Below are 17,454 nucleotides of genomic sequence, written 5' to 3'. Positions count from 1 at the left end.
TTTGACCCATGGCAAATGACATTCTGATCGTCGACGACGAAGCCGATATTCGCGATCTTGTTGCGGGCATTCTGGATGATGAGGGCTTCACCACCCGCACCGCACGAGACAGCGATTCCGCGCTCGCGGAAATCGCCAATCGCCGCCCCAACATGGTGTTTCTCGACATCTGGCTGCAGGGCAGCAAGCTCGACGGCCTGCAACTGCTCGAGCAGGTCAAACGCGACAATCCCGAATTGCCTGTGGTGATGATCTCAGGCCACGGCAATATCGAAACCGCCGTCGCAGCGATCAAGCGCGGCGCCTACGACTTCATCGAAAAGCCGTTCAAGGCTGACCGGCTTATCCTTGTGGCGACGCGCGCGCTGGAAACCTCGCGACTGAAACGCGAAGTCAAGGAACTGAAGCAACTCGCGCCGGTCGCCAATTCGCTGACGGGGCGCTCGGCCGCCATGAACCAGCTACGGCAGACCATCGATCGCGCCGCCAAGGCCAATAGCCGCATTCTGATCGTCGGCCCGTCGGGCGCCGGCAAGGAGCTCGCCGCGCGCACGCTGCACACGGCCTCTGCCCGCTCCACGGGGCCGTTCGTCGTCATCAACGCTGCGGCGATTACGCCGGAGCGCATGGAAGTCGAACTGTTCGGCATCGAACAGTCCAATGGCGAACAGGCGCGCAAGGCTGGCGCTCTGGAAGAAGCCCATGGTGGCACGCTGTTCATCGACGAGATCGGCGATCTGCCGCGCGAGACCCAGAACAAGATCCTGCGCGTGCTGGTCGATCAGACTTTCATGCGGGCAGGGGGCACCACCAAGGTCAATGTCGACGTCCGCATCATCTCGTCGACCGCGCGTAATCTCGAAGAGGAAATCGCCGAAGGTCGTTTCCGTGAGGATCTTTATCATCGCCTCTCGGTGGTGCCGATCCGCGTGCCGCCGCTGTCCGAGCATCGCGAGGATATTCCGGAGCTCATCGAATATTTCATGGAGCAGATCTCCATCGCGACGGGCCTGCCGAAGCGACAGATCGGCGAGGACGCCATGGCCGTCCTGCAGTCCCACGTCTGGCCCGGCAATATCCGGCAGCTTCGCAACAACGTCGAACGCGTCATGATCCTGGCCGGCGGCGGACCGGAAGTGATCATCACCGCCGACATGCTGCCGCAGGACGTCGGTTCGATGGTGCCGTCGATGCCGACCAGCAACAATGGCGAGCACATCATGGGCCTGCCGCTGCGCGAAGCCCGCGAAGTGTTCGAACGCGATTATCTGATTGCGCAGATCAGCCGTTTTTCGGGTAATATCTCGCGCACCGCTGAATTCGTCGGCATGGAGCGCTCCGCTTTGCACCGCAAGCTCAAGGCGCTCGGCGTCGGCTAAATCACTCACCTCACTTCAAAGCTTCAACTCAAGCCTCGGAACGAACATGTCGCGCATCGCCTATGTGAATGGTCAATACGTCAACCTGCGCGATGCCGCCGTGAACGTTGAGGACCGCGGCTATCAGTTCGCCGATGGCATTTACGAGGTTTGCGAGATCATCGGTGGCAAGATGGTCGATTTTCCCCGTCATATTGCGCGCATGCAGCGCTCGTTGCGGGAGCTGCGCATCGCCGAGGCCATGCCGCTGACATCGCTCAAGGTGGTGATGCAGGAAGTCATTCGTCGCAACCGCATCAATTACGGCATCGTCTATCTGCAGATCAGCCGTGGCGTCGCCCATCGCGATCACGGATTTCCGTCGCCGGACGTGAAGCCAAGTGTGGTCGTGACGGCGAAATCGCTCAACTTCGCCAAGAACCAGGCGACTGCTGCCAAGGGCGTGAAGGTCATCACCACGGCCGAGAATCGCTGGCCGCGCGTCGACATCAAGACTGTCGGTCTGCTGCCCAATGTGCTGGCGCGCCAGGAAGCGCGCGACAAGGGCGCCTATGAAGCCTGGTATGTCGACGCCGATGGTTTCGTCACCGAGGGCGCGTCGTGCAACGCCTGGATCGTCACCAAGGACGGCAAGGTGGTGACGCGTACGGCCGCGTCAGGCATTCTCGCAGGCATCACCCGCGCCGTACTGATCGAGGTTCTGGCTTCGATGCAGCTCAAGCTGGAAGAGCGGAACTTCACACCGGCAGAGGCTTATGACGCCGCGGAAGCCTTCGTCTCGTCGGCGAGTCAGATCGTGATGCCGGTCATCAATATCGACGGCAAACCGATCGGTGACGGCAAGCCTGGTGGTATCGCGACGCGCCTGAGGCAGGAATTCCATAAATTCGCAGCGATTTCATAAAATTTGCCGGGCTTTTAGGCACCAATTCCGCGTTCCGGCTTGCCTAAAAAGCGCGCCTGCCGTCTAATCACGTCGTCGCGCTCCCGGAGGGGGATCTCAGGGGAAAGTGCGGCAGCTTGGTAAGGCCCCGGAGAGGGCTGCGCCGGGTTCAAAAAAAGCAACAAAACAGACTGCGGGATTAAAAAAAATGGCGGCAGACCGCGCACAAAATCTACAGGACACCTTCCTCAACCACGTACGCAAGACCAAGACTCCGCTCACGATCTTTCTGGTGAACGGCGTCAAATTGCAGGGCATTGTCACCTGGTTCGATAATTTCTGTCTTCTGCTCCGGCGCGACGGACACTCGCAGCTGGTGTATAAGCATGCGATCTCGACCATCATGCCGGGCGCACCGATTCAGCTTTTTGAGGGTGGCGAGGATCCGGCTTGAGCGAACTCCTGAGAGACGCTTGATTGGAATTTCGTAGCTTCGAAGGCAATGCTGCCGACCGACCCTCGGCCAGCAGCGAATCGACCGGCCGCGTTCTCGTGGTCGGTCCTTACCTGCGCGAACGGCGGGGCGACGCCGACGCGCAAGCCTATTCTCATGTCCGCGATACGGAAGCCCGGCTCGAAGAGGCGGTTGGTCTCGCACGCGCCATCGACCTCACCGTGGTCGAGGCCGTCGCCGCGCCGCTGAGCCAGATCCGCCCGGCCACCTATCTCGGCAAGGGCAAGGTCGAGGAGATCGCCGGCCTGATCGCGGCGAACGAGATCGGCATCGTGGTGATGGATTGCGCGCTGTCGCCGATCCAGCAGCGCAATCTCGAAAAGGAACTGAAGGCCAAGGTGCTCGACCGCACCGGTCTCATCCTTGAAATCTTCGGCCGACGTGCCAAGACCAAGGAAGGCACGCTGCAGGTCGAGCTTGCGCATCTCAATTATCAACGCAGCCGTCTGGTCCGTTCATGGACCCATCTGGAGCGCCAGCGCGGCGGCTTTGGCTTTATGGGCGGCCCCGGCGAAACCCAGATCGAGGCGGATCGCCGCATGATCGGCGACCGCATCGCGCGGCTCGAAGCCGATCTGAAGAAGGTCCAGGCAACGCGGCGCCTGCATCGCGCCGGCCGCCAGCGCGTGCCGTATCGCGTTGTTGCGCTGGTCGGTTACACCAATGCCGGCAAGTCGACGCTGTTCAACCGGCTGACGCGCGCCGACGTGCAGGCCGAGGACATGTTGTTCGCGACCCTCGATCCGACGCTGCGCGCGCTGACGCTGCCGCATGGCGGCAAGGCCATGCTGTCGGACACGGTGGGCTTCATCTCCAACCTGCCGACCCAGCTCGTAGCCGCGTTTCGCGCGACGCTGGAAGAGGTACTGGAAGCCGACATCATTCTCCATGTCCGCGACATCTCGCATGAGGATGCGGAAGCGCAGCAAAGCGACGTCGACAACGTGCTGCGCAAGCTCGGCATCGATACCGATGCAACAGCGCGCATTCTCGAAGTTTGGAACAAGATCGATCGTTTCCCTCCGGAGGAGCGCGAGAACCTCGCCAATATCGCGGCGCGGCGGCCGCTGGACAAGCCGTGCTTCATGGTCTCAGCCGAAACCGGCGAGGGCATCGACGATCTGCTCGCTGCCATCGAAACACGGCTCGCCGCCAGCCGCATCACGCTGGATCTGTCGATTGATGCTGCGGACGGCGCCGGCGTGAGCTGGCTGCATCGCAATGCGGAAGTACTGGTGAAAGAACTGCACGACGGCCATTTCGACATGGTGGTGCGTGTCGATGAGACCAAACGCGATATCGTCATGAGTCGGTTCAGTGCAGTGCTGCATCCGGTCGTGGATCTGAGTGCCTGACGAAACTCCGTTGTTGTTCAGGTGGCAGCTTTAAACGCCATGAACACTGCCATGCCGGCGATGACAGCGATGAGTGTCATCCGCAAAGCTCTCTGACTTATGCGATTCGCCAGCCGTGATCCAAGACCGGTACCGATCCACAGCCCAATGATCAGACTTGCAATCGTGAGCCACGGCAGCTCTGTGCCCTGCCGCACATAGAGCAGGGCGGCCGGTAAAGTGACGGGCAGTGCCGTGACGGCAAGGCTAAGGGCCTGGGATTGATGCTGGGACACCTTCAGCAGGCCCGTCATCAAGGCGGTGATCGCAAGCCCGCCGCCGATCCCCAGAAATCCCGACGACCAGCCCGCGACCGCGCCGATGGCGACGAGCGCTGACCCGCGTAACGGCACCTCTTTCGCTTCGTCTGCAGTGCCTTCGAGCTTGGGATGTGACGGCCGACGGATGACGATCACTTCGAGAACCAGCAGATAGCCGACAAAAGTCCATTGCAGCGCGCGAGCAGAAACGGTTGTTGCGAGCAAGGCGCCAACGCACCCGCCCACTGCAAATCCGATGGCCAGCCAGGCAAGCCAGCGCGGCGGCACGTGATGGCCGCTGCGTTGATAGTTGCGGACGCCGCAAAGACTGGTGGGCACGACCTGCACGACGAGAGAAACGCCCTGGGCGACGTGCTGATCTTTGCCAAGCAGGAGCACCAGCAGCGGGACGAGGATTCCGCCACTGGTAATACCGAGCAAGCCGGACGCCATGCCGCCGACACCGCCCGCCAGAAGACCGCCGAGGACGTCAGTCAGTGTCATCGTCGGTTGTTCCCTAGCGGTTGCGAGTCATTCAATCCGCGATTTCGTTACCCTTCGCCTCATTCCACAGCGCATCCATCTCTTCGAGCGACGCCTCCTGCAGGGTCAGTCCCTTCGCCGCCAGCGCCTGTTCGATATAGCCAAAACGTCGCTCGAACTTCACGTTGGTGCCGCGTAGTGCGAGTTCGGGATCGGCGTCCACATGGCGCGCCAGATTGACCAGCGCGAACATCAAGTCGCCGGTCTCGGCCGCTACTTCGCTCTGGTCGCCGCGATCGAGTGCGGCTTCGATCTCGTCGGCTTCCTCGCGGATTTTCGCCAGTACGGCACGCGGATCATTCCAGTCGAAGCCGACGCTGGAGGCTTTTGTTTGCAGCTCCATGGCCTGGCTCAACGCGGGTTGCCCGGCCTTGACGCTGGCCAGGAACGAGGAGGGCGGCGTGGCCTCAACGCCGCGCCGGGCGGCGCGTTCAGCCTTTTCCTCGGCCTTGATACGCCCCCACGTCCCCTTCACATCCGTCGGTGCGATCTTGCCATCCTTGCCGGGAAACACATGCGGATGCCGGCGGATCATCTTGCGGGTGATTGCCTCCACGACGTCGCCGAACGCGAATGCGTTCTGCTCTTCGGCCATCCGGGCGTGGAACACCACCTGCAGCAGGAGATCGCCGAGTTCGTCGCAGAGGTCGTGGAGATCGTGCCGGGCGATGGCATCGGCGACCTCGTAGGCCTCCTCGATCGTATAGGGCGCGATACTCGCGAAATCCTGCTCCAGATCCCATGGGCACCCCGTCACGGGCGTGCGCAACTGGGCCATGATCTCGATCAGGCCGACGATATCGCGGGAAGGGGTCATGAGGCACCACGGTTCACAGCAGGAACCTTTGCTATGCCGCAGGACGGCGGCGTGGCCCAGCGGAAATGCCCGGTTTTGCCTGTCTTTCACACAGGGCTGCAGAGTGCTATCTGCAGCCGATGAGCGACACTTTCCCCGATCAAACCGCGCTGGTGCTGTTCTCCGGCGGCCAGGATTCCGCAACCTGTCTGGCCTGGGCGCTGGCGCGCTTCAAGCGCGTCGAGATGCTCGGCTTCGCTTACGGCCAGCGCCACGCCATCGAACTCGACAGCCGCGACAAGCTGCTGGCCGGCGTGAAAGCCTTGAATGCTGATTGGGCCACGAAACTCGGTGACAGCCACACGCTGGACATCCCGACGCTGAGCGACATTTCCGACACCGCGCTGACGCGTGACGTCGCCATCGAGATGGGTGCCGACGGCCTGCCCAATACGTTTGTGCCCGGCCGCAATCTGGTGTTCCTGACATTCGCGGCAGCGCTGGCCTATCGACGCGGCATCACCCACATCATCGGCGGCATGTGCGAGACGGATTACTCCGGCTATCCCGATTGTCGCGACGACACCATCAAGGCGCTGCAGCAGGCGCTCAATCTCGGCATGGCCAAGAATTTCACGCTGCACACGCCGCTGATGTGGCGCGACAAGGCGGCGACCTGGGCGCTGGCGCATGAGCTCGGCGGGCAGGGCCTCGTCGACCTGATCCGCGAACACTCGCACACCTGCTATCTCGGTGAGCGCGGCGCATTACACGACTGGGGCTATGGCTGCGGCAAATGCCCGGCCTGCGAACTACGCGCCAAAGGCTGGCGCGCGTTCGCAGCCACGGCTGTCTAGACGGACAGCGACTCGCGGACCTTGGCCGCTTCAGTAGCGCTGAGGCCCGTCAGCGGCGGACGCACCCGGAGCCAATTGTCATTGTTGTCGCGCTTCGCCAGCAGCACCTTGAGCGAGGGAAGCTGCGCATAGCTGGACACCGCATTGCGCGCCGCGACGATACGCTCCTGCGCAGTCGCAACTTCGGCCGCCTTGGCCGGATCTTTGTAACCATTGAACACCGTGGCGAGCTCGCGGCTCACGAGGTTGGAGGTCGCCGTGATGCAGCCGGCGCCGCCCATCGGCAGCAGCTTCAACATCAGGGGATCGGCGCCGACCAGTACCGAGAAACCCGGGAAGCGGTCGACGATGGCGCTCATATTGGCGAACTCGCCCGCGGAATCCTTAATGCCGACCACGATTTCCGGGAAGCGCTTGCGTAACCGATCGATGACGTCGAGCGAGATCGGCACCGCCGACATCTGCGGGATGTGATAGAGCACGACGCGCAGGCGCGGATCGGCGACGCGCTCGATCACAGCCGTATAGGCATCGACGATGCCATCATCGGACACGCCCTTGTAGTAGAACGGCGGCAGCATCACGACGGCCCCGACGCCACTGGCGACAGCGTGCTTTGTGAGTTCAACCGTTTCCATGATCGACGCAACACCGGTGCCCGGCAGCAGCTTCGACGGCGCGATCCCGGATTTCACCACGGCTTCCAGCAGCGCCATGCGCTCGCGCGATGACAGCGAATTGGCTTCGCCTGTCGTGCCGAGCATGGCGATGCCGGTGCAGCCGTCATCGAGCAGACGCTGGCAGTGGGAGGTGAACAGGCCCTGATCCACCGACAGGTCGGCGTTGAAGGGGGTGGTCGCGGCGCAGTAGACGCCGGTCGGGAAGGGAGCTGTCATCGTTGTGCTCTTTCGGGTGCGTGTTGCAGGAGTTCTTCTAACGAAGCGCTTGTTTTTTTACCTCTCCCTGCTTGCGGGGAGAGGTAAATACATTACGGCATGATCTGGCCGCCATTCACCTCGATGACCTGACCGGTGATGTAGCTGCTCATGGTCTCGTCGGCGAGGAACTGATAGGCGCCGACGCAATCCTCGGGCGTGCCTATCCGGCCCAGCGGAATGCCCTGGCGGGCGCCTTCGAGCTGCTCCGCGGTCGAATAGCGCTGGTGGAACGGCGTCATAATCACGCCCGGCGCCACCGCATTGGCGCGCACGTTGAACGGAGCCAGTTCCTTCGCCAGCACACGCGTGATGGTCGAGACAAAACCCTTGGCCGAACCATAGAGGCCGGCGCCGCCGCTACCGCCATTGCGGGCCGCAACCGACGTCGTGTTGATGATCGAGCCTGAACGCTGCGTCTCCATGATCTTCGCTGCCTTGCGGCAGGCGAAAAACACCGAACCGATATTGAGATCGACCACGACGTCATACTGTTCGTCGGTGGCATTGGCGATCGAGGTGCGGCCGAACATGGCACCGGCATTGTTGATCAGCACGTCGATGCGGCCGAGCTTGGCATGGGCTTCGTCGATCACGCGCGTGGCCTCAGCGCGCTCCGACACGTCGCCGCGCACAAGGTCGGCGGTGCCACCACTCGCGCGGATATTCGCGACCACTTCCTCGGCGCCTTCCGGATTGCCGTTGTAGTGCACGATCAGCTTGGCACCGAGGGCGCCGAATTTCTTCGCCACGGCAGCGCCGATGCCGGAGCTTGCGCCGATGATCACGATAGCCTTGCCGTTCAGTCCGTTGGTCACGCCTGGTCCTTTCCGATTGAGCGAGCGTTCGACCACGATTTCAGCAACCTGACAAGTTGCCAGAATTTGTGCGACGCAGCACGGTATTTGATCAGCCATAAGATTTAACCTTTATATATCAACGATATATAACCATCACAATCCATCTGCGCGACATTGACATGTTGACAAGTTTGCCGCCGCCTCCCATGGTCGCCGAAATTTTTGGGCGAGGAAGTGTTTCCATGCGACGGCGCTCCCGGGCGATCGGGCTGTCACACGAAACCTCCGCCGCCATCCCTGTGAGCCGCGGTTTGACTGATCATGAAGCCGATTGATCCCTCTGAATTGCCTGAAGCGCCGCGTCCGCGCGGTGCCGCTGGTTCGCTCGTCGACAAGGTCTATGGCGAACTCGCGCAGCGCATCGCCAATGGCGACTACGCGCCGGACCAGAAGCTGCCCGGCGAGCATGAACTTTCCGATATGTTCGACGTCTCCCGCCCGGTGCTGCGCGAAGCCCTCGGCCGGTTGCGCGAGGATGGCCTGATCACGTCTCGACAAGGTGCGGGCAGTTTTGTGCAGGTCCGCGCGCAACAACAGCCGCTCGGATTCGCACGGGTGGAGACCATCGCGGACATCCAGCGTTGCTTCGAATTCCGCATCACCATGGAAGCCGATGCCGCGCATTTTGCAGCGCTCCGACGCAGCGACGACAATCTCGGCAAGATGGAAGCCGCGCTCGGCCTGCTGCGCGAGGCGACCAAGAAGCGCAAGCATCGCGAAGACGCCGACTACGCCTTCCATCTCGCTGTCTCCGAGGCGACCAACAACCACTATTTCGCGACCTCGCTGAACGCCCTCAAGGACCATGTCGCTGTCGGCATGAAGCTGCACGGCCTGTCGCTGATGGGGCCGCGGCCCGGCCTCGAGCAGGTGTTCGAGGAACACAGCAGTATTTTTGAAGCGATCCGTGACCGCGATGCCGAGGCAGCGCGCACGGCCATGCGTCTCCATCTCGAAACGTCGCGCGACCGCCTGTTCGAAGGCCGTCTGCTCGACCTCTCGTTCCGGTGACGGGGAGAGTGAATTGACTGACCATACCGCATTTCTTGCAACGCTGGCTGGCATCGTCGGCGACCGACACCTGATCGGTCCCGGCGGCGATTTCGAACCCTATGTGGTCGACTGGCGCGGCCGCTATCACGGCAAGGCGCTGGCCGTCGTGAAGCCTGGCTCGACGCAGGAAGTCTCATCCATCGTGAAGGCCTGCGCGGCCGCCGGCATCGCCATCGTACCCCAGGGCGGCAACACCGGCATGTGCGGCGCGGCCACGCCGCTCGCCGACCGCACCACGATCGTGTTGCGTCTCGATCGCCTCAACAAGATCCGCAGCGTCAGCCGCCTCGGCGACTCCATCGCCGTCGATGCCGGCTGCATCCTTGCCGACATCCAGAAAGCGGCCGACGATATCGACCGCCTGTTTCCGCTCAGCCTCGGCGCTGAAGGTTCGTGCCAGATCGGCGGCAATCTCTCCACCAATGCCGGCGGCACCGCCGTGCTGCGCTATGGCACCACACGCGAACTCGCGCTCGGCCTCGAAGTCGTTCTGCCCGATGGCGAGATCCTTGACGGCATGACGGCGCTGCGCAAGGACTCCACGGGCTTTGACACCAAGCAGCTCTTCATCGGCGCCGAAGGCACGCTCGGCATCATCACTGGCGCAGTGCTGAAGCTGTTTCCGAAGCCACGGGCGAGGGCGGTGTCCTTCGCCAAGCTGAACAGCATCGATGCGGTGCTCGACCTGCTCGCGCAGGCACGTACCGAACTCGGTGACCGCATCGGGGCCTTCGAGGTGATGTCGCGCGGCCAGATCGAGGTGATCGCCGAGAACCTGCCGCTGGTGAACATCCCGTTCGAGCTGGATACGCCCTGGTACGTACTGATCGAGCTCGTCGACACGCTGGTGTCGGTCGATCTGAATGCAGCGCTCGAAGCGTTGCTCAGTAACGCCTATGAGCGCGAGCTGGTTACCGATGCGCTGGTGGCCTCCAGCGAGACCCAGGCTGCGGCGTTCTGGAAGATCCGACACAGCGTGTCGGAAGGTAGCAAGAAGGCCGGTTACGTCATCTCGCATGACAGCGCCGTGCCCTTGTCGCAGCAGGCAACGTTCGTCACGCAGGTGGAGAAGCGCATCGCTGCCTATCGGCCTGATGCACGTATCGTGATGCACGGCCATATCGGCGACGGCAACATCCACATCCTCGCAATCATTCCGGGGCTGGAGCAGAACCAGAAGGATGAGATCCAGGACACGATCCGCGGCATCAACACCATCGTCGATGAAGAGACCGTCGCGCTCGGCGGCAGCATCAGTGCGGAGCACGGCATCGGCATCGCCAATCGCGAGCGGCTCGCGCGCGTCACCAAGCCGACCGAGTTGCGGCTGCTGTGCAGTGTCAAGCAGATGCTCGATCCGAACGACATCATGAATCCCGGAAAAGTGCTGCCTGCGCAATAGGCGAGGCGGCCGCAAGCATTCATCAGAACACTCATTCGAGAAGAGGAACACGCATGAAGATCAAATCCATCCTGATGGCGGCCTGCGTCGCCGTGGGCGCCGTCGGGCAGGCGAGCGCGCAAGATGCGAAATACCCCACCAAGCCGATCACCATCGTCGTGCCCTTCGCGGCCGGCGGCACCGTGGACATCATCGCGCGCATGGTGTCGGAGAACCTGCAGAAGAAGCTCGGCGCCACCGTGCTGGTCGAAAATATGGGCGGCGCCGGCGGCAATATCGGCGTCAACCGTGTCGCCAAGGCGCAGCCTGATGGCTACACGATCGGCCTCGCCAGCACATCGCCGCTGGCGATCGCGCCCTCGCTCTATGGCAGCAAGCTTCAGTTCCAGCCGGAGAAGGACCTGGTGGCCTTCGCGCAAGTGAGCATCGTGCCTAACGTGCTGGTGGTGAATCCCGATCGCATCAAGGCCCGCACGGTGCCGGAGTTGATCGAATACATGAAGGCCAATCCAGACAAGGTGACATTCGGCTCGGCCGGACCGGGCACGTCGCAGCATCTTGCCGGCGAGTTGTTCCAGCAGATGACTGGCACTAAGATGGTCCATGTGCCCTATAAGGGCTCGAGCCAGATGGTCACCGACCTGATATCAGGTCAGATCGATATCGCCTTCGACAATGTCCCGCTGCTGCTGCCGCATGTGGCCGGTGGCAAGCTGGCGATGCTCGCCACGGCAACGCCGAAGCGCGCCGAGTTCGATGCAAATGTGCCGGCCGTCGCCGAATTCCTCCCGGGCTTCGAGGCTGTCGCCTGGCACGGTTTCATCGCACCCGCAGCGACACCGAAGCCGATCGTCGACAAGCTCTCGGCCGAAATCCGCGAATTCATGAGCCTGCCGGAAACGAAGAAGAAGATGGCTGAACTCGGCGCAGTCGCCGTGGCGATCCCGCAGGACGAGTTCACCAAATACATCGCCAGCGAAACACAGCGCTGGAAGAGTGTGATGGAGAAGGCCAACGTCACGATGAACTAGCCGACCGCGCGGGTGGTGACGACGTCACGTTCGTCACCACCTCAGTTTCGAGCGTCCGCCAAAGGACGCCGACAATCAAAATAGAAAAATACATGGAGGAATGTTCAATGAGACTTCGGTCAATCCTGATGGCTGTCTGCCTGACGCTCGGCACGCTCACGCAAGCGACGGCCCAGGACGCGAATTATCCGAGCCGCCCGATCACCAGCATCGTTCCGTTCGCCGCCGGCGGCACGGCCGATATCTTTGCGCGCATGGTGTCGGAGCATCTGCAGAAGAAAATGGGCGCCACGGTCATCATCGAGAATGTCGGCGGCGCCGGCAGCATCATCGGCGTCACCCGCGTCGCGCGCGCGGCGCCCGATGGCTACACGATCGGCCTTGCCAGCACCTCGGCACTGTCGATCAATCCGACGCTGTATGGCGCAAAACTGTCCTACAATCCCGAAAAGGATCTCGTGCCGATCGCGCAGATCAGCATGGTGCCGAATGTGCTGGTGGTGAACCCGACAAGGATCGCGGCGCGTACGGTGCCGGACCTGATCGCCTATATCAAAGCCAATCCCGACAAGGTGACATTCGGCTCGGCCGGCGTCGGTACCACGCAGCATCTTGCCGGCGAACTGTTCCAGCAGATGACCGGCACCAAGATGGTTCACGTACCCTATAAGGGCTCGAGCCAGATGGTGACCGATCTTCTCAGCGGCCAGATCGATATCGCCTTCGACAACGTGCCACTGCTGCTGCCGCATGCGGCAGCCGGCAAGCTCGCGATGCTGGCGACGGCCTCGCCGAAACGCGCCGAGTTCGATCCGAACCTGCCCGCGGTGTCTGAATTCCTGCCGGGTTTTGAAGCCGTCGCCTGGCACGGCTTCATGGCACCGGCCGGAACGCCGAAAGCCATCACCGACAAGCTGTCAGTCTCGATCCGCGAATTCATGCAGTTGCCCGAGACGAAGAAGAAGATGTCCGAACTCGGGGCCGTCGCCGTGGCGGTCCCGCCGGACGAGTTCGCCAAATACATCGCCAGCGAGACGCAGCGCTGGAAGGGCGTGATCGAGAAGGCCGACATCACGATGAACTGAGCTGTGCCGTAGGGTCGATCAGCTTCGCCCATCCACCCTACGGCTGCGTCTCCTTCACCGATGCCAGATAGCGCGACAACCGATCCGCATCCGGCGCATGGTGGCTATGGCGGTCGCGAAGTTCGGCCGGGGCGCTCCAGCCGGGCTCGATCCCGGTCATGTCAGGCAATTCATGCGCGATGCCTTTGTGGCAGTCGATACAGGTACGCTCGCCGGTGACGAGGAACTTGGCATGGATCGCCGCCGCGCGGGGCGCCTGTTTGGTGAAATCCATTGCGATCGCCGAGTGGCAGTTGCGGCACTCCAGCGAGTCATTGGCCTTCAGGCGCGCCCATTCATGTTTGGCAAGCTCCAGACGCATGTCGAGGAACTTCTCGCGCGTCGAGATCGTGCCGAAAATCTTGCCCCACACTTCCTTCGACGCCTGCATCTTGCGCGCGATCTTGTCGGTCCAGTTATGCGGCACATGGCAATCCGGACAGGTGGCACGCACGCCGGATCGATTGGCGAAATGCGGCGTTCGCTGCAGCTCCTGATACACGTTGTCACGCATCTCATGACAGCCGGTGCAGAATTTCTCGGTATTGGTGACTTCCAGCGCCGTATTGAAACCGCCCCAGAAGATCACGCCACCGAGGAAGCCGCCCAGCGCCAGCACGCCGAGACTGATATGCGTGGCCGGTCGGCTGGCGATGCGCCAGAACCACAGAAACTTGGATATCAACCACTTCATGGCGCTCACCTGCCGGATGCCTTCATGTCGGTGAAGGTGTTCGGCACCAGCGGACGCGCATCGGTTTGCGGCACGTGGCAGGCCGTGCAGAAATAGCGTCGCGGTGTCACATCGGCGAGCATCTGGCCATCGCGATCCATGAAATGCGTAATGCTGATCATCGGCGCACCGGAGCCTTCGGTATATTCGCGGCGATGGCATTCAAGACAGCGATTGGCCCGCAGCGTGAGCTGATAGTTTTCGATCGAATGCGGAATGACCGGCGGCTGCTCCGGATAGTTCCGCATCACGCGCTTGTCGTCGGTGACGGGCCGCGGGAAGGGCGGCGCAGGAACGTCGCCCATCGGCTGCGCTGCGCCGGTGACGCGCGGCACGATCCGTGGCGTTGTCTGGACAGACTGCGCATAGATCGCACCGGACACCAGCACCATGGTGCCGGCGATGATTGCCGCGATGACCGTCTTCATCGCACTTAAACGGAAACGATCTTGACCGCGCATTTCTTGAAGTCCGCCTGTTTGGAGATCGGGTCGGTTGCATCCAGCGTGACCTTGTTGATCAACTGGCTGGCATCGAACCACGGCACGAACACCACGCCGCGGGGCATGCGGTTACGTCCGGTCGTATCGACGCGCGTGCGGATCTCACCGCGCCGCGACATCAGCCGGATTTCGGCGCCCTGGTTCAAGCCGCGTGCGCGCGCGTCTTCGGCATGCATGAAGCAGCGCGCGCCGGGAAACGCCTTGTAGAGTTCAGGGACGCGCATGGTCATCGAACCGGAGTGCCAGTGCTCCAGCACACGGCCGGTCACCAGCCAGAGATCGAACTCAGCATCGGGCGACTCGGCCGGCGGCTCATAGGGCACCGCGATGATGCGCGCGCGTCCATCCGGGTTGCCGTAGAATTCGATCTTCTTGCCCGGCTTCACGTAGGGATCGAGACCTTCGCGGTAGCGCCACTTGGTCTCCTTGCCATTGACCACCGGCCAGCGAAGGCCGCGCACCTCGTGATAGGCGTCCCAGGGCGCAAGGTCGTGGCCATGGCCGCGGCCGAACGTGGCATATTCCTCGAACAGCCCCTTCTGCACATAGAAACCGAAGTCCTTGGACTCGTGGTTTCCATAGTCAGCGGGGATTTCGCCGACGGGAAATTTGTCGACCTCGCCGTTGCGATACAGCACATCGAACAGCGTCTTGCCCTTGTAGTTCGGATTGGCGTCGAGGAGGTCGGCGGGCCACACCTCGTCCGTCGTGAACCGCTTGGAGAACTCCATCAGCTGCCAGAGATCCGAGCGCGCCTGGCCGGGCGCATCGACCAGCTGGCGCCAGACATGGGTGCGTCGTTCGGCATTGCCGTAGGCGCCTTCCTTCTCGACCCACATCGCCGCCGGCAACACGCAATCGGCGGACATCGCCGTCACCGTCGGATAGGCATCCGATACGACGATGAAGTTGGCGGGGTTGCGATAGCCCGGATATGTCTCACCCGAACTGTTGGGCGCCGCCTGCACATTGTTGTTCACCTGAACCCAGTAGAAGTTCAGCTTGCCGTCATGCAGCATGCGGTCCTGCTCGACGGCGTGATAACCGATCTTGTCGGGCAGGAGGCCATGCGGCACGCGCCAGATTTCTTCAGCGTGCTTGCGGTGCTCCGGGTTGGTTACCACCATGTCGGCGGGGAGGCGGTGCGCGAAGGTGCCGACCTCGCGCGCCGTGCCGCAGGCCGATGGCTGGCCCGTCAGCGAGAACGGCGAGTTGCCGGGCTCGGAGATTTTGCCAGTCAGCAGATGGATGTTGTAGACGAGCTGGTTGGCCCAGACGCCGCGGACGTGCTGGTTGAAACCCATGGTCCAGAGCGACATCACCTTGCGCTTCGGATCGGCATAGAGCTCGGCGAGCTCCAGCAGAAAGCCGGGCTCGACAGCGGTCAGCTTCGACACCTTCTCGAGCGAATAGTCCTTCACGAATTCGGCGTAGGCCGCGAAATCGATTGGCGTCGTCGCTGCGGCCGTGGCTGCGCCCTTGGCTTTCTTCTCCAGCGGATGTTCGGGACGCAACCCGTAGCCGATGTCCGTCGTGCCCTTCACGAACGTCGTATGGTTGTTGACGAATTCGGTGTTCACGCGACCAGTCGAGATAATGTGGTTGGCGATGAAGTTGAGAATGGCCAGATCAGTGCCCGGCTTGAACACGATCGGGATGTCGGCAAGGTCAGAGCTGCGATGCGTGAAGGTCGAGAGCACCGCGACTTTCACATGCGGATGACCAAGGCGGCGATCGGTGAGGCGCGTCCACAGGATCGGATGCATCTCGGCCATGTTCGAGCCCCACAGCACGAAGGCATCGGCGGCCTCGAAGTCATCATAGCATCCCATCGGCTCGTCCATGCCGAAGGTGCGCATGAAAGCCACGGCCGCGGACGCCATGCAATGCCGTGCATTGGGATCGAGATTGTTGGAGCGGAAACCCGCGCGCATCAGCTTGGTCGCGGCATAACCTTCGAGGATCGTCCACTGACCCGATCCGAACATGCCGATTGCAGTCGGTCCTTTTTCTTTCAGCGTCGCTTTGGCGCGCTGCGCCATGGTGTCGAATGCTTCGTCCCAGCTCACCGGCGTGAGTTCGCCGTTCTTGTCGAACACGCCGTTCTTCTTGCGGAGGAGGGGCGTGGTCAGGCGGTCGGCGCCGTACATGATCTTGGAGAGGAAGTAGCCCTTGATGCAGTTCAGGCCGCGGTTTACTTCCGCCAGCGTGTCGCCATGGGTGGCGACGACCTTGTTGTCCTTGACGCCGACCATGACGCCACAACCGGTGCCGCAGAACCGGCACGGCGCCTTCGACCATTTTATGGACAGCGACCCGACGCCGCCGGCGATCGACTGAGCGGCCGCCGGAACGTTGATGCCAGCCGCCGCTGCAGCGATGGCTGCTGCCTGAGCCTTGAGTAGATCACGCCGCGAAAGGGGCATTTCGTCGTTCTCCTAGTCGAGACGCTGTTCGAAGACCATGTTGGCCGAGAGCACGCCCGGCCACGATGAGATGTCTGCGAGCATCGCACCTAGTGCGCCGCTGCCTGGCCCTTCGAGGACCGCCACGAGTTTGGAGGCCGTGCGGTGATGTATCTCGACACCGGGAAGGCTCGACAACCGCGCAGATACCGCGTCGATATGGGCCGGAAGCACCGACACGACGGCGCTGGAGATGTGCTCATTGTCGTGCGCGGACGCGCCGGCGGTCGCGCCGGTCAACAGAGCGCGTCTGGTGAGTTTGTCTGTCATGTGAAAGTCCTAGTGAAGCAGAGGCGGGCCGGGCGGGCCGAAAATCATCTGGGTCATCCAGACCAGAAAGCCGTAACCGCCGACCACGCCCACCGCGACGACGGGCCAGATGAGAACGACGATCGTGAGAAAGACGAGCAACTCCGACATGCGGCTGTTGCGTCTTTGAGCCTCTGCAGGCTGAGCAATATTCTGGTCCGTCACCATACGCTCCCCCTTCGGTTTGCGGCCATATGCCTGGAGAAGAGGCGAGATTCGCCTAGAGCGAGGGCAATATGCCTGCTGCAGCGCCCACCTTCTTTGCGCTGGATCAAACAACAAACTCTGCGGAGGATTTATTTGATATCGTTGTTCTGATCGCGATGTCGTCGTGCAGAGCCGCTCGCATCAGAATCTTTGATGACAGTTTTATTTGATTGCGACAGCTGCTCGGCGAAATCGCTCGTTCCGGA

The 17,454-nt window shown here is 62.1% G+C and carries 18 protein-coding genes; 9 read left to right on the top strand and 9 right to left on the bottom strand.

Annotation, left to right across the window (positions count from 1 at the left end):
- Positions 1-8: 8 nt before the first annotated feature.
- The 4 genes from ntrX (at position 9) to hflX (ending at position 4,131) form a co-directional block, all read left to right on the top strand.
- Positions 9-1,379 carry a nitrogen assimilation response regulator NtrX gene (gene ntrX, locus AB8B20_RS03780; protein WP_089264305.1) on the top strand — a complete coding sequence of 457 codons (1,371 nt, stop codon included), beginning with the start codon at positions 9-11 and terminating at the stop codon, positions 1,377-1,379.
- A gap of 46 nt (positions 1,380-1,425) precedes the next feature.
- A complete protein-coding gene (locus tag AB8B20_RS03775) occupies positions 1,426-2,283 on the top strand; it encodes a D-amino-acid transaminase (protein ID WP_089264306.1) in 858 nt (285 codons plus the stop codon).
- Between the two features lie 187 nt (positions 2,284-2,470).
- A complete protein-coding gene (hfq, locus tag AB8B20_RS03770) occupies positions 2,471-2,716 on the top strand; it encodes an RNA chaperone Hfq (RefSeq protein ID WP_068731834.1) in 246 nt (81 codons plus the stop codon).
- Between the two features lie 23 nt (positions 2,717-2,739).
- Positions 2,740-4,131: a GTPase HflX gene (gene hflX / locus AB8B20_RS03765; protein WP_175369010.1), complete on the top strand. Its 1,392-nt coding sequence runs from the start codon at positions 2,740-2,742 to the stop codon at positions 4,129-4,131.
- Positions 4,132-4,148: 17 nt separating this feature from the next.
- Here hflX and AB8B20_RS03760 read toward each other — a convergent pair whose 3' ends face one another.
- Together AB8B20_RS03760 and mazG are read right to left on the bottom strand one after the other, a co-directional pair.
- On the bottom strand, positions 4,149-4,934 hold the full coding sequence (locus tag AB8B20_RS03760) for a sulfite exporter TauE/SafE family protein (RefSeq protein ID WP_439071740.1): 786 nt from the start codon (positions 4,932-4,934) through the stop codon (positions 4,149-4,151).
- 31 nt (positions 4,935-4,965) lie between these two features.
- The gene (mazG, locus tag AB8B20_RS03755; RefSeq protein WP_439071739.1) at positions 4,966-5,790 is read right to left on the bottom strand and encodes a nucleoside triphosphate pyrophosphohydrolase; all 825 of its coding nucleotides are present in this window, start codon (positions 5,788-5,790) and stop codon (positions 4,966-4,968) included.
- 119 nt (positions 5,791-5,909) lie between these two features.
- Between mazG and queC the strand changes: the two genes are divergently transcribed.
- Positions 5,910-6,626 (top strand): 7-cyano-7-deazaguanine synthase QueC, encoded by a 717-nt coding sequence (queC, locus tag AB8B20_RS03750; RefSeq protein WP_089264310.1) that lies wholly within the window; start codon positions 5,910-5,912, stop codon positions 6,624-6,626.
- Here the strand turns inward: queC and AB8B20_RS03745 are convergent.
- Positions 6,623-7,522, bottom strand: coding sequence for a dihydrodipicolinate synthase family protein (locus AB8B20_RS03745; RefSeq protein WP_089264311.1), 900 nt, complete (start codon positions 7,520-7,522; stop codon positions 6,623-6,625). The genes queC and AB8B20_RS03745 overlap by 4 nt on opposite strands.
- A gap of 92 nt (positions 7,523-7,614) precedes the next feature.
- Complete coding sequence (locus AB8B20_RS03740; RefSeq protein ID WP_439071738.1) at positions 7,615-8,379, bottom strand: SDR family NAD(P)-dependent oxidoreductase; 765 nt, start codon at positions 8,377-8,379, stop codon at positions 7,615-7,617.
- Between the two features lie 303 nt (positions 8,380-8,682).
- Here AB8B20_RS03740 and AB8B20_RS03735 point away from each other — a divergent pair, with 303 nt between their 5' ends.
- The 4 genes from AB8B20_RS03735 to AB8B20_RS03720 all read left to right on the top strand — a co-directional run bounded on the left by AB8B20_RS03735 (position 8,683) and on the right by AB8B20_RS03720 (position 12,992).
- On the top strand, positions 8,683-9,432 hold the full coding sequence (locus AB8B20_RS03735; protein ID WP_439071737.1) for a FadR/GntR family transcriptional regulator: 750 nt from the start codon (positions 8,683-8,685) through the stop codon (positions 9,430-9,432).
- 13 nt (positions 9,433-9,445) lie between these two features.
- Complete coding sequence (locus tag AB8B20_RS03730; protein WP_439071736.1) at positions 9,446-10,876, top strand: FAD-binding oxidoreductase; 1,431 nt, start codon at positions 9,446-9,448, stop codon at positions 10,874-10,876.
- A gap of 53 nt (positions 10,877-10,929) precedes the next feature.
- Positions 10,930-11,907: a Bug family tripartite tricarboxylate transporter substrate binding protein gene (locus AB8B20_RS03725; RefSeq protein WP_439071735.1), complete on the top strand. Its 978-nt coding sequence runs from the start codon at positions 10,930-10,932 to the stop codon at positions 11,905-11,907.
- Between the two features lie 107 nt (positions 11,908-12,014).
- Entirely contained in the window at positions 12,015-12,992 is a 978-nt protein-coding gene (locus tag AB8B20_RS03720) for a Bug family tripartite tricarboxylate transporter substrate binding protein (RefSeq protein WP_439071734.1), read from the top strand.
- Between the two features lie 37 nt (positions 12,993-13,029).
- On the opposite strand, the gene AB8B20_RS03715 is transcribed toward AB8B20_RS03720, so the two are convergent.
- From AB8B20_RS03715 to AB8B20_RS03695, 5 genes are read right to left on the bottom strand one after another with little or no spacing between them, the layout of a single operon-like run.
- Entirely contained in the window at positions 13,030-13,725 is a 696-nt protein-coding gene (locus tag AB8B20_RS03715; RefSeq protein WP_439071733.1) for a NapC/NirT family cytochrome c, read from the bottom strand.
- 5 nt (positions 13,726-13,730) lie between these two features.
- On the bottom strand, positions 13,731-14,225 hold the full coding sequence (locus AB8B20_RS03710; protein WP_120289709.1) for a nitrate reductase cytochrome c-type subunit: 495 nt from the start codon (positions 14,223-14,225) through the stop codon (positions 13,731-13,733).
- Positions 14,198-16,693: a periplasmic nitrate reductase subunit alpha gene (gene napA, locus AB8B20_RS03705; RefSeq protein ID WP_439071732.1), complete on the bottom strand. Its 2,496-nt coding sequence runs from the start codon at positions 16,691-16,693 to the stop codon at positions 14,198-14,200. Before napA ends, AB8B20_RS03710 begins: the two co-directional genes overlap by 28 nt.
- Positions 16,694-16,705: 12 nt before the next feature.
- Entirely contained in the window at positions 16,706-17,002 is a 297-nt protein-coding gene (locus AB8B20_RS03700) for a chaperone NapD (protein ID WP_120289713.1), read from the bottom strand.
- A 9-nt stretch (positions 17,003-17,011) separates the two neighbouring features.
- A complete protein-coding gene (locus AB8B20_RS03695; RefSeq protein ID WP_120289715.1) occupies positions 17,012-17,209 on the bottom strand; it encodes a nitrate reductase in 198 nt (65 codons plus the stop codon).
- Between the last annotated feature and the right edge of the window lie 245 nt (positions 17,210-17,454).

This window comes from Tardiphaga sp. 866_E4_N1_4 (assembly GCF_052076075.1).
Classification (GTDB): Bacteria; Pseudomonadota; Alphaproteobacteria; order Rhizobiales; family Xanthobacteraceae; genus Tardiphaga; species Tardiphaga robiniae.
Note: the sequence above shows the minus strand (reverse complement) of the source record. Positions and strands in the feature narration are given on the sequence as shown.